Source organism: Streptomyces sp. NPDC093065 (genome assembly GCF_044754585.1).
Taxonomy (GTDB): Bacteria; Actinomycetota; Actinomycetes; order Streptomycetales; family Streptomycetaceae; genus Streptomyces.
In genome coordinates, this window is the sequence record NZ_JBIVPJ010000039.1 from 1 (window position 1) to 14,650 (window position 14,650).

Annotated in this window: 17 protein-coding genes; 10 read left to right on the forward strand and 7 right to left on the reverse strand. The window is 69.4% G+C overall.

The genetic code is table 11. The features are described 5' to 3' along the window. The coding region (locus tag ACIQFU_RS37100; RefSeq protein WP_402557656.1) for a hypothetical protein at window positions 1-513 on the reverse strand (513 nt) is incomplete at its 3' end. A 183-nt stretch (window positions 514-696) separates the two neighbouring features. Here ACIQFU_RS37100 and ACIQFU_RS37105 point away from each other — a divergent pair. From ACIQFU_RS37105 to ACIQFU_RS37120, 4 genes are all read left to right on the forward strand, one after another. After that, window positions 697-930 (forward strand): hypothetical protein, encoded by a 234-nt coding sequence (locus ACIQFU_RS37105; protein ID WP_402557658.1) that lies wholly within the window; start codon window positions 697-699, stop codon window positions 928-930. Beyond that, window positions 927-2,045 (forward strand): site-specific integrase, encoded by a 1,119-nt coding sequence (locus ACIQFU_RS37110; RefSeq protein WP_402557660.1) that lies wholly within the window; start codon window positions 927-929, stop codon window positions 2,043-2,045. The genes ACIQFU_RS37105 and ACIQFU_RS37110 overlap by 4 nt, the downstream gene beginning before the upstream one ends. A 796-nt stretch (window positions 2,046-2,841) precedes the next feature. Continuing rightward, the gene (locus tag ACIQFU_RS37115) at window positions 2,842-3,165 is read left to right on the forward strand and encodes a hypothetical protein (RefSeq protein WP_402557662.1); all 324 of its coding nucleotides are present in this window, start codon (window positions 2,842-2,844) and stop codon (window positions 3,163-3,165) included. Between the two features lie 15 nt (window positions 3,166-3,180). Further along, window positions 3,181-3,978 carry a helix-turn-helix domain-containing protein gene (locus ACIQFU_RS37120; protein ID WP_402557664.1) on the forward strand — a complete coding sequence of 266 codons (798 nt, stop codon included), beginning with the start codon at window positions 3,181-3,183 and terminating at the stop codon, window positions 3,976-3,978. Between the two features lie 132 nt (window positions 3,979-4,110). On the opposite strand, the gene ACIQFU_RS37125 is transcribed toward ACIQFU_RS37120, so the two are convergent. After that, window positions 4,111-4,380, reverse strand: a complete 270-nt coding sequence (locus ACIQFU_RS37125; protein ID WP_402557666.1) for a hypothetical protein — start codon at window positions 4,378-4,380, stop codon at window positions 4,111-4,113. A 110-nt stretch (window positions 4,381-4,490) separates the two neighbouring features. Between ACIQFU_RS37125 and ACIQFU_RS37130 the strand changes: the two genes are divergently transcribed. Beyond that, entirely contained in the window at window positions 4,491-4,898 is a 408-nt protein-coding gene (locus ACIQFU_RS37130; RefSeq protein WP_402557668.1) for a hypothetical protein, read from the forward strand. 30 nt (window positions 4,899-4,928) lie between these two features. On the opposite strand, the gene ACIQFU_RS37135 is transcribed toward ACIQFU_RS37130, so the two are convergent. Together ACIQFU_RS37135 and ACIQFU_RS37140 are read right to left on the reverse strand one after the other, a co-directional pair. After that, window positions 4,929-5,459: a hypothetical protein gene (locus ACIQFU_RS37135; protein ID WP_402557669.1), complete on the reverse strand. Its 531-nt coding sequence runs from the start codon at window positions 5,457-5,459 to the stop codon at window positions 4,929-4,931. A gap of 111 nt (window positions 5,460-5,570) precedes the next feature. Beyond that, window positions 5,571-6,053, reverse strand: a complete 483-nt coding sequence (locus ACIQFU_RS37140) for a hypothetical protein (RefSeq protein WP_402557671.1) — start codon at window positions 6,051-6,053, stop codon at window positions 5,571-5,573. A 241-nt stretch (window positions 6,054-6,294) separates the two neighbouring features. Here ACIQFU_RS37140 and ACIQFU_RS37145 point away from each other — a divergent pair, with 241 nt between their 5' ends. From ACIQFU_RS37145 to ACIQFU_RS37155, 3 genes are read left to right on the forward strand one after another with little or no spacing between them, the layout of a single operon-like run. Beyond that, a complete protein-coding gene (locus ACIQFU_RS37145; protein ID WP_402557673.1) occupies window positions 6,295-6,963 on the forward strand; it encodes a winged helix-turn-helix domain-containing protein in 669 nt (222 codons plus the stop codon). A 49-nt stretch (window positions 6,964-7,012) separates the two neighbouring features. After that, window positions 7,013-8,005, forward strand: a complete 993-nt coding sequence (locus tag ACIQFU_RS37150) for a hypothetical protein (protein ID WP_402557674.1) — start codon at window positions 7,013-7,015, stop codon at window positions 8,003-8,005. A gap of 11 nt (window positions 8,006-8,016) precedes the next feature. Then, window positions 8,017-8,367, forward strand: coding sequence for a hypothetical protein (locus ACIQFU_RS37155; protein WP_402557676.1), 351 nt, complete (start codon window positions 8,017-8,019; stop codon window positions 8,365-8,367). Between the two features lie 197 nt (window positions 8,368-8,564). Here ACIQFU_RS37155 and ACIQFU_RS37160 read toward each other — a convergent pair whose 3' ends face one another. After that, complete coding sequence (locus tag ACIQFU_RS37160) at window positions 8,565-9,224, reverse strand: HNH endonuclease family protein (RefSeq protein ID WP_402557678.1); 660 nt, start codon at window positions 9,222-9,224, stop codon at window positions 8,565-8,567. A 260-nt stretch (window positions 9,225-9,484) separates the two neighbouring features. On the opposite strand from ACIQFU_RS37160, the gene ACIQFU_RS37165 reads away from it, so the two are divergent. Then, the gene (locus ACIQFU_RS37165; protein ID WP_402557680.1) at window positions 9,485-10,420 is read left to right on the forward strand and encodes a ParA family protein; all 936 of its coding nucleotides are present in this window, start codon (window positions 9,485-9,487) and stop codon (window positions 10,418-10,420) included. Beyond that, complete coding sequence (locus ACIQFU_RS37170) at window positions 10,417-11,400, forward strand: hypothetical protein (protein ID WP_402557682.1); 984 nt, start codon at window positions 10,417-10,419, stop codon at window positions 11,398-11,400. Before ACIQFU_RS37165 ends, ACIQFU_RS37170 begins: the two co-directional genes overlap by 4 nt. Before the next feature lie 81 nt (window positions 11,401-11,481). Here ACIQFU_RS37170 and ACIQFU_RS37175 read toward each other — a convergent pair whose 3' ends face one another. Both ACIQFU_RS37175 and ACIQFU_RS37180 read right to left on the reverse strand, forming a co-directional pair. Beyond that, on the reverse strand, window positions 11,482-11,739 hold the full coding sequence (locus tag ACIQFU_RS37175; RefSeq protein WP_402557683.1) for a hypothetical protein: 258 nt from the start codon (window positions 11,737-11,739) through the stop codon (window positions 11,482-11,484). A 1,405-nt stretch (window positions 11,740-13,144) separates the two neighbouring features. Beyond that, window positions 13,145-13,312, reverse strand: a complete 168-nt coding sequence (locus tag ACIQFU_RS37180; protein WP_402557685.1) for a hypothetical protein — start codon at window positions 13,310-13,312, stop codon at window positions 13,145-13,147. Window positions 13,313-14,650: the final 1,338 nt, after the last annotated feature.

Genomic DNA, 14,650 nt, shown 5'->3' on the forward strand with positions numbered 1-14,650 from the left:
GTGGCGTGGGAAGGACTGCAGGGCCCCGCGGGTGAAGTAGGTGCGCAGACCGGCGGCCGAGGGTCGTCGGCCGCCGGTGGGCTCGGAGTCCTCCGGCTTCCACCGTGCATTCCACCCGCCCTCCTGCAGCGCGTGCTTGAAGAAGGCGGGCCAGGCGCCGCTGACTGCGGTGAGGACGAGGTCGATGCGCTCCTGTGGGTCGGTGCGCAGGACGTCCCCGTGCCGGGGGTCGATGTCGAACTCCGCGTGGGCAGGTGTCGACGCCCGGACGCGTTCCACGATCTTCCGGTTGGAGCACCAGGCGTTCAACGTAACCGTGGCGTATGCCCACAACCGCTCTTGTGTCAGCTCCATCTCCGGGCCGCGGAAGCCGGCCCGGCGCAGCCGCTCGACGAGCACGGCGTCCTCGGCGCGCTGCCGCTCCGCCCGAGCCCTCGGGTCCTCGTCCGGAATCATGCCGATTCGCGCTGAATCAGCCCTCTTGAGCTGTTCGATCATTCGCTGTGGTGTCATGAGCCCCGCCCCCTGTCATATCGGCTTGCCTTCGGCACGACGTAGCGGGGGATGGAAAAGACATCGCGCGTGATGCGCGGAAAACTTTGGGGACCGATTCATTTGGTCGTGGCGGCGGATTCGTCCGGCGGGTCCTGGCTCTTGATAATGTTCCTTCTCTAGAGCCAGACTGAGGGAGGGTCAGTGAGGGACGAGACCGCCGAGCAGAACCGCTACCAGCGGGCCCTGACCGCGCTCCCCGGCGCGAGCCGGGAGCCGTCCACCGCCGGGCACGCCGTCTTCTGGGACGTCACCAGAAAGATCCTCAAGGAGCATCCGCCCGCGGAGGGGCCCGAGCCGGCGTGCCAGGGATGCGGGACGCGCTGGCCGTGCGAGACGGCCGAGTCCGCCATGCAGCAGGTCGGGGTCCGCGCGTGAGCGGCAGGACGGCCGGCCAGCTTGCCATCGTCACGGCGGCCGCCGACGTCGTGGAGGCGGAGCTGGTGGACGACGAGACGGCCGGCGCCTCCGTCGTCGTCCCCACGGGCCGGGACCGGCACCTGTCCCCCGAGACCGTCGCCGCCATCGAGGCGAGCGTCGCCGACTCCACCCGCCGCGCGTACGGCACCGACCGGGCCGCGTTCGCCTCCTGGTGCCAGGCGGAGGACCGCACGGCCGTCCCCGCGTCGGCGGAGACGATGGCGGAGTGGGTGCGGCACCTGACCGTCACGCCCCGCCCCCGCACGAGGCGGCCCGCTGGTCCGTCGACCATCGAGCGGGCCATGTCCGCCGTGACGTCCTGGCACGAGGAGCAAGGGCGGGCGAAGCCGAACATGCGCGGCGCCCGGGCCGTCCTCAACGCCTACAAGGACCGGCTCGCCGTGGAGAAGGCGGAGGCCGCGCAGGCCCGCCAGGCGACCGCCGCCCTCCCCCCGCAGATCCGCGCCATGCTCGCCGGGGTCGACCGCTCCACCCTCGCCGGGAAGCGGAACGCGGCCCTGGTCCTCCTCGGCTTCGCCACGGCGGCCCGCGTCTCCGAACTGGTCGCCCTGGACGTCGACACGGTGACCGAGGCGGAGCACGGGTTCGACGTGACGCTGTACCGGAAGAAGGTCCGCAAGCACACCCCCAACCCGGTCCTGTACGGCACCGACCCGGCCACCTGCCCCGTGCGGGCCCTGCGCGCCTACCTCGCCGCCCTCGCGGCCGCCGGACGCACCGATGGCCCGCTGTTCGTCCGCGTCGACCGGTGGGACCGCCTCGCCCCGCCGCTGACTCGCCGCGGCCGCCCCATCGGGGACCCGGCCGGGCGGATGACGGCGGAGGCCGCCGCCGAGGTGATCGAGCGCCTGGCCGTCGCCGCCGGCCTGTCCGGCGACTGGTCCGGGCACTCCCTGCGCCGCGGCTTCGCCACCGCCGCCCGCGCCGCCGGACACGACCCGCTGGAGATCGCCCGGGCGGGCGGCTGGGTCGACGGCTCCCGCGTCCTCGCCCGGTACATGGACGACGTCGACCGCGTGAAGAACTCCCCCCTCGTCGGCATCGGTCTGTGACCGTCAGGTCACGAGAGCTCCGTGAACGCCAAACTTGCCGCGAGTCGCCTATGCCGACAAAACGAAGGGCCCGCCAGTCTCTGCTGGCGGGCCCTTCGTCGTCGGCTGTCTCAACTGGTGTGGTGCCGAATTCTCGGTACCTGGCGGCCGGTTGGGCACTGGGAACCTCTGTATGGTTGTGAGCTACTTCCTGTACCGGGAGCCGGTGCTCCCGGCCTAATGGGCCGGGAGCACCGGCTCCGGCGTGGCGGTGACCTTGCGCGCCAACGCGTGGCCAGCCGCACTGAGTCCGGGGGCCTGTTTTTGGTTGCACCCAGTAGGCAGGACTCCCCATGTCCTCTCGGGGGACTCAGTTGCGCCCCAACAGTGCCTCGTCGAGTGGCATCGACGCAAAGATGACGTGCACAAAACTGAACCAATCACCCGGAGCGCTGGTGTAGAGCCTGTTTGAACCCTCCAAACAGGCAGTTCGAGGCACCAGACACGTTGACGGCGGAATGTGTTTCCAGGCCGTTTCCTGCCTGATCTCGGTTCAGAAGCTGCCGAATCCTACTCGCGCCGGGGTACTTCCGCACCTACTGGCTCGACACTGAACTAATCAAGCGTCAAATGTCCCTTATATGGGCTTAGTTGGCATAGGGCCTATGAGCGAAGTCGGTCGCCATGCTGGAACACTGGTGAGACCCGTGTACGGGAGCAGCGCCAACTGCGCCCCGTAGCACCCGCGGGTTGCACCCAGTAGGCGGAGGGCGTCGAGTCGCGAGGCCGGCGCCCTCCCTCACCGCAAGGACTCCATATGTCCAAGAACACCGGCGCCCCCGTACGAAACCGTATGGTCGAGGCCGCCAAGGCCCAGAACGACAACCAGCAGGCCACCGTCCCCCAGCACTCCCGGCTGACCATGGCGCACGCGCTGCTGATCATCACCTTTCCCGCGCTGGGCTGTGTCCTCCACTTGGTCGGGCGCATGGAGACCGACCAGATCCTGCAGCTCCTCGGAGGGTGTGGAGGAATCGGCGCGAGCATCATGCTCCTCGTGACCAGTGGACGGCGTATGGCATCCGCCGCCGGCGGCGCCCTCGGTCGCGCCATCCGGGCCGTGCTCTCGAACGGCCAGTAAGGCCGAGGCGAGATCATGGGAAGGCCTTCCAACCCAGTCGCCACGGAGAACACGACCCTGGCCGTCCTCGCTACCCAGCTCCGCATGTACCTCGGTTATGCGGGACTGACTTACGCAGCGCTCGCCGAGATCACGGATGTCTCGCGCGTCACTTTGCAGAGGGCGGCCTCCGGCAAGAACGTGCCGAAGGAGAAGACCATCGTGGCATTCGCCACCGGTTGCGGCCGCAGTCACGAAGAGCTGGCGGGGCTGCTGCGACTGCGCATCGAGGCGAGGATCGAGGCACGGGGCGTCCTGGGCACGCTCCGTGCCCCTAACCCGAAGCTCATCAGTGATCAGCGTGACCTGAGTCGTGCCCTGGAGTACGTGTACGAACTTGCCGGGGCACCTTCGCTGCGCGAGATCCAGGAGAAGAGCGGTGAGCCGCTCGCGCTGCCGATCAGCACCATCAGCAGGATCGTCAGTCGGCAGACGACGCCGGTGGACGAGCGGCAACTGCTCGCCTTCATCCATGGATGCGGGATCACCGACCAGGACGCCATGTGGTCGGAGGTCTGGACAGCGGTGAACGAGCGGATGCATCTCGTAGCGGACTCGCCGGAGGGCGTCTTCGCCACCGTCTCGCGGGCAACACTGAGCCGGTATCTGCCTGGGCGGGATCCGCTCGCCCGGGATGACGTGTCGGAGGAACTGCTCCGGGAGCTGGCCAGCTACGTCACCACACTTACGACGTCTCACCAGCTCACGCCGAGAGATCATGTGAGGCTGGGACGCATACTGCGACGGTTCTCGCGGCAGCAGTACATGAGGTGAGTACGGTTTGACGAGGGGGTCATGGCCTGCAAGGCCATGACCCCCTCGTTGTTTGGCCAAGTTGGCATCGGCCTCTGTCCGCCCACTCGGACGGTTATCCCATGAGGGCCCATCGCTGAAGCGGTGGGCCCTCTACTGCGACCGGAGCGCGGCGGCGCAGTCGCGGCACTCCCATTCGTGCATGTTGGGCGGCAGCCACGATGCGCCCGGTCCTGCGGGCCGGTAGTTCACCCGCTCCATGTCCTGGGTCGGCTTGCCGCAGAACGTCCGATCGTCCACGTCGCCGGGGGTGTCCGGCTCGGCTGGTGCCGCGTGTACCGCCTCGATCAGCGAGACGGGATCACCCGGGCCGAAGTCCTCGGAGAGTTCCTTGCGCAGCTCGCGCAGCACGACAATCGCCATGGGGCCACCTTCGGCGCTCACCGCAGCTGCCGCATTCCAGGTGGGTCGGCCGCGGCGCCATAATCCGTCGGGCGTCAGCGCTACTGCCAACGCTCCTATGATCAGCCGCCATGAACACAGACTGGTACGTCCAGCAGGTTCCAGCCGTCGACTTCTTCGACGGAATGGTCCCTGTCAGCCGGTATCTGTCCTCGCCTACGGCTATGACGATCAACAACCCGTGGGACCTCGATCACGCCATCGAGCAGGCCAGAGAGCGCCTGGAGTGGGTCGACGGCGCGATGAAGGCCTTGGAACACGTGAGCCGTTCCGTACGCTGGGGCTGGGAGGGCGACTTCCGCCACGAGCCGTATGTGGGCGCCCTGCCCTGGTCCGGCAGGAGTCACCCCTATCTCGTGGTGAAACAGGACAACAACGGCGACTGCTACCTCGTCAGCAAAGGCTTCGCCGTGCCTATGGAAACCGAACTTGCGGTCATGGAGAAGGCCCGGGTGAGCGGGGCAGAGATCGGCCGATAGGAAGGAGGCGACGTGCAGCGGGACCGTTCGTCACCGTGAGGGTGGGTCCTCGAATCCGAGAGCAACCTGAGCCTCGCGACGGAAATCCACGTATGCCGGGTGTCGGGCCCTTTCACGTTCTCGGTACTCGGCATAACGGATCTCGGCTGACCGCCCCTCTGCGGGGAGCAGGGCACTGCAGATGTCGGAGTACGCGGTGCTGAGTTCGCTGGCTGCGGCTGCCACTCGCTGCGGTCCGGTCAGCGTGATCCTGTCCGCTGCGCGCATGAGAGCCACGTCCGCGTCGTCCATCTGTACCCACTCCTGCACATCGATGGAGCGCCCTGTGTCGACTCGCACGGCGAGGGACTCGACGAGGGTCTTGAGGACGTCTACCGCTTCCAGGTAAGCGACGTATGCCTGCTGCCGTTGTTCCTTGCGCCAGCGCTCCCGTTCGAACTCATGCTGATGGAAGACCTGCTCTATCGCGGCGTCTGCCGTCCGCTTCGCGCCCCAGATCGCAGCGATGGCGCCGACTGCGGCACCGAGTAGGCCAAACACTGCGGGCAGCAACACATTCATGGCGGGGATTCTGCCGTCTCGGACGCCACAGAGCGCAGGCACCACGGCATCGACGTGGAGACCCGGGCGTGAGGGGGAGAGCTGTCCCCCTCACGCCCACCGGGTGCATCGTCAGCCGTGTTCCTCGTACTGCGCGACGAGCCGCAGATACTCCCGGTCGGTGCGGGCCCATGACGGCACGTACCAGCAGGCGTCGCAGCAGGTTTTGACCCACGGCATGCCACCCCACTCCTCACCGACCCAGACGACGCGCTTGCGGCCTAGGGACGGACAGATCTGGCAGGTGAAGGCTGCTTCCCGAGCGGCCCTGTTGATCACCGCCCACACTTCCGGGCCCTGGCTCCAGGGGGTTCCCTTCCAGCAGAGGTCGCCGAACTTCTCCTCCCAGTGGGGCCGGGGGTGGTCGGGCCAGACTTCATCCAGTTCGCGCTCCGCCCGCTGGGTGATGGGCGCCCAACCGGCGCCGGCCGCGCTGAACATGTGGTGGGGGAGGGTGGGACGGGTCTCGGCTCGGAGGGCGGCCGTGTACTTCTCGCCGGTCAACGCCTGCCGTTGGCGGGCCCTCTGCGCGGCCGTCGACTGCTTCCTTGGCATCTGTGCTGCTCGCTCCTGGCGGTCTCCCACGCTCCCGCCGGATCGAGGTGCTACCGGTGGAGGCGGGCCCCGCAGGACCTTGGCCGGACGATCACCTGCGGCGTGGGCGCGAGTGTCGGCGGACGGCGTACGCATCTTGCCGGGCTGGATGCTACCGCGCCCCGGTGCCCACTCCATGTTCCTCGTGGGTAGCTTCTCCAACCTACCTAGATGAAGTAGGCAGGTTGGCTACTGTGAGCACATGCCCGCACTCACCGAGACACCAGCCGAGCGGATCGCCGGTGACCTCGCCCTGGCAATCCACCAGCGGATCATCCGACCCGGGGAACGCCTGCCGTCGCAGTCCAAGCTCATGACGTCGTACGGCGTCGCCAAGCAGACCGCGACTGTCGCCCTGAGCAAGCTCGCGTCCGCCGGCCTCATCCGGACCGTGCCCGGCTCCGGCACCTTCGCGGTACGCCCGAACCCCTTCGAGCCAAACCCCGTCCTGGACGTCCTGGCGGCCGCCTCCCTGTGCCGCTCCCTCGCCGCGCACTCCTTCGGCCCGGGCTCCGCCCCGGTACTGGAGATCCGCGTGAGTGAGGACGTCGACACCTCTGGGGACCGTGAGGGGCCGCTGACGCGCCTGGTCGACGTCTCCGCCCTGGAGGGCCTGGACCGGCACGTCCTGCGGTGGATGAGCGAGGCCCTGCTGTCCGCCGCACGACGCCTGGTCGCATCCGGCCCGTGCGAGGGCGACGCCCACGTCATCGCCACCGCCCGGGCGATCCTCCGCGACGGCGGCCACCGCCCCGAGGACCAAGAGGCCATCGCCGTCCACGGCGGCCCAACGCCCGCTGACGAGGACGTCGCCCTGCGGATCTGGCCCGAGCGTGCCGCGCCGGCCGACCCGGATAGCCCGCCGTTCTAGCCCCTGACGCACCGACCAAATCACCGACCACGTCCAGGAGGACGACCTCATGACGACCGACGAACACGCCCGGTGGAAGGCCTTGGAGGTCCGCCGCCCTGGCGACGTCCCCGCCGCTACGCCCCTCGCCTGGCAGCTCGACAAGCATGGCGAGCACGAGGACCGCCTGATGAACAACCGGCTGCCCGAGCACTACCCGCACCCGGTACAGCGCGGCGACGCGGACGACGCCCTCGCCGTCATCGCCCTGCGGGAGTCCATTCGCCGGGACATGGAGCACGGCCGGGGCGTCCGCGTCCTCGAGGCCATGGAGCTGGGGGCCTCCTGGTCCGAGGTGGCGGCCGCGTTGGACGTGCCCCCCGACGAGGCGCGGCTGCTGCTGCATGAATGGGCGGAGGGACAGCACCGGCTGTATCAGGGCGACGTCGCCAAGGGCCAGCGCCGGCCGCCCGGGCTGGACGACGACCGGCACGCCGTTGTCCTTGCGCTGTGCGAACTGGGCGACGACGAGTCGGCGGCCGTGCTCGGCATGCCGGTGCCCGAAGGCCGGAAGCGGCCGGGGCCGGCCGCCGACTACAACGAGTGGAAGGCCGCGGACCTCCTGGAGGAGGTGCGGGTCTTGGCCGTCGCCGTGGTGAACGGGCAGGCCGAGCACGCGCCGAACCTCGCGGAAGCCGCCCGGACCCTCCAGTACCGGTACGACTGGCCGCAGCGCCAGGGACCAAGCAGCATCCGGGCGACCAGCGGCTTTCGGGACGTCGACCTGATGCGCCGGGTCACCTTCGAGTCGAACGGCTTCCTGGCCGTCACGGCGGGGGAGATCCGCCGGGCCATGGGCCGCAAGTCCCTCGCCGGGTTCAACCTGTGCACCGTCCCGGCGGAGCTGCCCGCCGACGATGAGGCGCCCGTGTGCCTCTACAACGGGCTCGCCGGGGTCGGCTCTCTGCTGGGCACGCTCGCCCGGGGCGAGGACGCCACGGCCGCGCTGGAAGCCGTGGAGGACCGCGCCGTGCACAACCGTCCCCATCCGACCGAGTACTGATGGAGGACCCCGTGAGCGACTTCCCCTCTGGCGTGCTTGGCGCCATCGGGCACGCCCTGGCGTTGAACCTGCGCCACCACGGTCAGCAGTACGGCACCGCGGACCTTCGTTTCACCGACCTCTACGTGAACGTCATCACGGCCCTGAAGTGGATCTACTCGGTGGATCCGCAGACGGCTGTACGTGTGGCCCGGCGGGCGCTGCAGGATGCCGCGGATGAGGGTGACCGCCACCCCGTGCCTTTGCCGGACGGGGCACGCTGCCTACGGCACTCCCTGACGCAGGCCAGCGTGCCGTACGGGAAGTGGTCACAGGACCAGGCGGAGGCGTTCGTGACCGCCGTCCTCTTGGACGTCGCCTGACCGAGCAGACCGAGGGGCCCGTGCTGGGGAGGTTGGCACGGGCCCCTCGTCGTGTCCGCCGCCCGACGTTCCACAAGGACGGGCTGGGTGGCGTTTGCCGAAGACCGTAGTGGTGGCGGAACAACCGTGAGTGCGGGATGCCGGCGGTCCGCAGCGGGAGCGGGGCCTCCGCGTGCACGGCGGCCGCCGGGTACTTGCTACGCAGCCGGCTCGTAGGTCACACGCTGGTCCGGGCAGTCGGCTGCCGTCTCGCGCAGGGCTGCCGCCTCGGTTTCATCAGCCGAGAGGCTCCAGCGAAGCTTCGTTCCCACCCACTCCGCGACGTACCGGCAGTGCACCTCCTCGGCCGGCGGCAGCCACTCGGCAGGGTCCTGGTCAGCCTTGGACCGGTTCGAGCGGGCGGTGACCGCGACCAGGCTCGTCGTCGCACCCTGGTCGTTGGCGTATGCCTCGCGGCGCTGCGGTGACCACGTGGATGCACCGCTGTCCCAACTTTCCGCAAGTGGCACCATGTGGTCGATGTCCAGCCCGGAGGCCGACGTCACCCACACCTGGTCGTAGTACGACCACCAGCGCCCGCCCGACAAGCGACACCGTGACTCCACCGTAGGCGGCTCAACGGCCTCGGAGATCAACACCTCCTTCCGCGTGTTACAGCCGTCGGCCGGGTCGTCCCCGCTGTTCCAGTGGCGGAAGGCATCACGGTCGTAACCGTCGCGGGACTCGGTGTCCACCGGCAAAAGCGTGACGGCTTCGGCCAGCGGGAGCGTCTCCGCCGCGCGGGCGGGCGCGGCAGCAGTGAGGGGCAGGACAGCGATGGAGGCGGCAGCCAGGCCGCGCAGCACAGACTTGAGCATGCACCGGTGATAACGGCCAGCCTGGGGGCGCTCTCAGGCGTTTACCGAGTGCGCCGTCCGTGTGGGTGGAAAGGTCATACCGGGACTGCTGCAGCCCAGGCTTTCGGCAGCATGTCACGGTGCCGACGCATTCCCTCGGAGCAGGGAAGGGTCCGAAGACGCCGGTGCGGGGGCCAGGCGAGCCCTTACCGTACCGGTTTGAGGTCGCGTCGACCGGGTGACTGGCGTTGCTGCCCCTCAGGAGGGTTAGGTTCCGGGGCATGACCGAATCACCACGGACGGCCCTGCCGTCGCTGAACAGTCCGCCGGGGGACCGGCTGGAGATCGTCACCGGGTGGGACGCCGACACCCCGTATCAGTCCTGGCGTCCGCAGATCCTCGTACCGCCGACCTTCCGGCAGGCGTCCGCGCCCCGGGTGTTCGTCGTGGTGAACCAGAAGGGCGGGGCCGGGAAGACGACGACGACCGTGGAGCTCGCTGCCGCATGGGCTGCGGCCGGCCTCCGGGTCCGCGTCATCGACGCCGACCACCAGGAGGCGGCCCTGTCGGTGTGGCTGCTGCCTCAGTACCCGGAGGGCAGCCCGCGGCACTCGCTGCGGTCCGTGTTCTTCGAGGACTGCACCCTGGCGGAGGCCACCTACCCGACGCTGTTCGCCGGGGTGGACGTCGTACCGTCCGGGGCCGACCTCCAGCGCGTGGAGTACGAGCGGCCGATCGGCGCGGAGCAGGGCCTGGCCGCCGCCCTGGCGCAGGAGGCGGAGGAGGCCGGCGGACGCTCCCCGTACGACGTGACGCTGATCGACGCGGCGCCGTCCCTCGGTCTGGTCACCGTCGCCGCGCTCACGGCCGGGGACGAGGCCCTGGTGCCCATCAAGGTCGGAGGCCTGGACATGAAGGGCATGGCGTCCCTGCACAAGACGATCCGCAGCGTGCAGCGAAAGACGAACCCGAAGCTCCGGGTCGGGGCCGTCCTGCTGACCGCGTGGGACAAGTCAACCTTTGCCCGGCAGCTCGCCGCGAAGGTGAGCGAGGACTACCCGGAGGCGTCCGTCATCCCGATCCGGCGCAGCATCCGGGCGGCGGAGGCCCCGCTCGCTGAGCAGCCGATCCGGCTGTACGCGCCCGAGGCGGCGCCGGCCGGGGACTACGACCAGGCCGCCGCCGTCATCCTGCCTGTTCAGGGGGCCGCCGCATGAGCCGCCGCTCCCTCGCCCTCCCGTCGACCAGGAGCGCCGAGCCGGACGACGTCGACGAGCTGGAGGCCGACCCCGAGGAGGAGCCCGCGGCCGCGCGGTCCGCCGGGGTGGTCGCTTCGCTGACCGGCGCGGACCTGTCGACGCCCCTCACCGTGCAGCAGCTCCCCACGCCGTACGACGTCGCGGAGACCGTCACGACGCCGCTGAACGACCAGGAGCGCGGATACCTGGATGTGTGCGAGCGGGCCCTCCACGGTTTCCGGCGGTCCGTCATCGTCGCGGGCAAGGCGCTGGAGGTCATTAACCGCGGCCGCCTGTACCGGGAGACGCACGAGACGTTCGCGGACTACGTGGTCGAGGTGTGGGACATGAAGCGGGCCCACGCCTACCGGATGATCGAGGGATGGCAACCGGCCGCCCTCGTGTCTCCAATTGGAGACATCAACGAGGGCCAGGCCCGCGAGCTGGCGCCCGTGCTCAAGGAGTACGGACCCGAGGTGACCGTCTCCCTGTACCGGGGGGTCAAGGAGCTGCGCGGCGACCGGCGGGTGACGGCGGCGGACCTCTCGGAGGCCCGGGCAGCGCTGCCTCCGCCGAAGCACCTCGCCCAGCCGGACCAGGTGCGCGACGTCCTCACCGTGGCGGCCGCCGACGGCCGCGCCCCCCGGCTCGCCCCGCCCGAGCCGAAGGTGCCGACGCAGGCCGCCGACGAGCACCAGGCCGACCAGGACTACGAGGACCAGGGCGGCGTCAGTCAGGACGAGGTGGACGAGGGCGCGGAGGCCATCGCCACCCTGGAGGCCGCCGTGGCTCAGCAACGGCAGATCTACGACCGGGTTGGCGGCGGGGTCCTCGCGGCCGCGCTGCTGTACGACCCCGGCCGGGGCGAGCACCTACGGCACGAGCTGCGCCAGTACGCGAGCCGGACGGCGTACCGGATGCGGGACACCTCCGGGGATCAGGCGGCCGACGACACGTAAGCCCATCAGGGGATGCGTGTCTCGTACGTGGGTGAGGCCCGGCGGCGAGATGGAGCTGCCGGGCCTCACCGAGTCCGCGCGCTACGGGCCGTGGTCTACCGACGGGATGGGCGCTGTTCCTTGCTCCGCATATGCCTCGTCAGGCCGTTCCGCCGGGGCGGTGAAGGAAGGCGGAGCGTCCGCCGGGAACGTGGTCGGATCGGTCACCAGGACGACGTAGAGCACCCCCAGGATCCCGACTCCGACCAGGATGGCGGTGCCGAGAGCCGGGTTGCGGTAAGCGGCATAGACGCCCACACCCGCGAGGGCGAGGGCGACGATGAACGGCAGGAGGATCACAGGCCGGCCTCCATAACGGGGCTGGAAGACCGCTCCTGGAAGCAGAAACGCCGAGCGTGGCACCACACAAGCAGAGTGCCAAATTGGGAGCATTCACCCGTTTCAGGGCCTACTCGACTCGACTCGTACGGGCCCGGGCCCGTAGGCTCAGTGAGGGTAACGATGGTTCATATCCAATCGGTTTGAGGCTTCTCGCAGCACAGATCGGGTGGAGGACTGTCGGACTATGCGGGCGGCCCCCTGTTGGCGCAGGGGGCCGCTGGTCGTTTTCCTCCCGGGTGTAGAGGGCGTTCGGACTATGCGTCGACCAGCAGCGTCCGTTGGCGCGGTCAGCGTCGAACTTGGCCCGGCGGGGGCTGAATTGACGCTGGTGCTGCCGGTCTAGGAGAAGCCTACGCATGACGCGCTGAACGACGACAACCGCCGCCGCGCCGCGCTCGCCGCGAACGGCCCCGACGCCAGGCGTTCAGAGGTCGCTGAACTGCCCTTTTGCACGCGCCGACAACTGCGCGAGATATGTCTGTGCCGCGCCATAGCCGCGGAGAATCGCACCCCTGAGCCGCCCTCGTGGAGGCGGCTGACATCTTGGTCACTACTCGGAACCACAGCTTCCGTACGCCTTACGAGCACAGGCTTGCCCCCACGAGTTGCCGAACTTGTCGTCGCCCTTCGCCGGTAGATGCTCAACGGAGTACTGCCGAAGGTGAGGCCCTTGCCGTGAATCGACAGAATGCCGACACCTCGGCCGGACAGAGGGTGCCCTTGGCGCCCGTGCAGCGCTGCACAAAGCGCCGGCGACTGCGGCGAGCCCCTTCGGCCACACACGTCGACGTGGACGACGCGGGCCACGGGATCGGCAGTACGCGCAGCGGACGGCGTACCGGGCGCGGCACATCTCCGGGAAACAGAGCGACGACCGCTGTGCTCGCCGGGGCTGCTGCAGGAGTGCCAGAGGTGCGCGGACGGCGGCGCCGGCGGGCGGGGTTTCTGGACTTTCTGGACCGTCCCCCGCGCGGGCGTGCGTAAGGCGGGTTTCCGGTAACACCAGCCACCCACCCGCCGAGGTGTCCGGAGCGAAGCGGAGGACACCTCGGAACTACTTGATGGTGCTACTTAATCTTCTTACTAAAGGGGCCCAGTCCTCCGGCGACCGGTGAACCGGCGCCCGGAAACCCGTCTCCGGTTATGCCCGGCTCGCCCGCCCTCGCCCCTTTCGACCGGCCCTCCGGTGAGCCGTCTTCCTGCCACGGCCCGGGCCCTCGCCGTGTCCGCCGGCCCTTCGCGCGGCCGCGTGTCCTCGAGGTCCGGGGCTCCCCGGTGGGGAACCTCCTTCACCCTCACCGGTCGTCTGATCTTGCTCCGGTCCCCTGCCGTGTCGTGGACGTCGACCAGCTCGCCGCGCGGTCTAGTCGGCGGGCGTCCATGGCGGAGGCGGGGAGGTGCTGACGCCTCCGCACGACCAGCACTCGAAGTCGTCGGGCACCCGGTACTTGTCCGTCCACCAGGAGGCGACAGGTTCGCCCCACACGACGCAGTCCTCCCCGCACCAGCCGCACACGAACGCGAAGTCCACTGCTGCCCTCCCCCAGGTTACTGTCCCCCGTCAGGATGCCCCGCCGCGCGTTCCACCGGGGACAATCATTGAGACGTCACCCCCGGCCGTAGGGGCCCGCGTCCTCGAGGACCGCCGCATCGGGCGACTGAGGTCAAAGGGGCGAAATACCGCCGCTTAGCTCTGAGGAACAGCCGCTTACGTGACGGAACCCGCAGGTCAGCCCCCGAAAAGCGGCCTCTTAGGCGTAGTCCCGCCCTCTGGATCGCCCTTGTTTCGATCACCGGCCTGGCCGTTCGTGTCCATAAGGCACGACCTCCCGGAGCTAAGGCACGAAAAACCATGCCTTACGTTGACGCTGGCCCTTGCCACCGTGTGCGGCCGGACGCGCGCCGTGACGACCCGAGGGCACCGAACGGAGAGATCGGCGCCATGAGGGCCGTTGAGGGACCTCCTTGGACGCCTTCCGTCCAGTTCGGCTCTTCCCTGCTGACCCGCCGTCGTCGGGCACCGGGCCATGCGGCCCGGTCCGGCAGTGCGTCGCCTCCGGAGGCCGGACCCTGTCCGGTGGGTGGTGCGCGCCGTTGCGGCCTCCTACTAGCGACCCCTCCGCTACGCTCCGGGGCTACGGGCTACGCCCTTGCGCACACCCCCGGCGGGCTCCTCCGGACCCCCGCCCGCCGGGGCCTGGTCCCCGAGCTGCTGCCCGGCACCTACTGGACGCCCTACCCCACGATCATGCGCACGCGCACCCCCTCGTCGGCTGACCTTCCCCGGTACAGATGATCAACGGCGGGGGATTCGACCTCAGCCACAGAACGGCAACCCCCTGCGGCGGGGACGCCGACGACGGCGGTACGGAGGTACCTCCGCCCCCACCGGCAGGACACGCTTCCTCCCTGCTTGCGGCCAGCCGAGGACGACCCGCGGCCGCCAGCAACGACCAGGTGGCATCAGTCGGGACCCGCAAGCCCGCCAGGGCTGAGGACTCGCCGACCCGGTGCGCCTCTCGGACTGCACGCGGGAGGCCGGCCGAGCTCCTCCCCTAGCTGCTAAGGCTCGACACGCCAGACTGCTCCAAGGTCATTGACCACCGCGACCACTGAGGGTAAACACGCGCGCGCGTTCTGAGACAAGAAGGGGCCGGTGCCTCTGACCTGGGAAAACGCGGCCGTAAGGTACGAAAAAACGTGCCGTACGGCCCGGAAAAACATGCCTTAGACTCCTCCGCCATGCAGGACGCACCGGCAACACGCCGCGCTAAGGCATGTTGTTTCGGAGAGTCATGGGTAGTATCACGCCCGTAAGGCACCGACGACCGGAGCTAAGGCACGAAAAAACGTGCCTTACGCATCACCT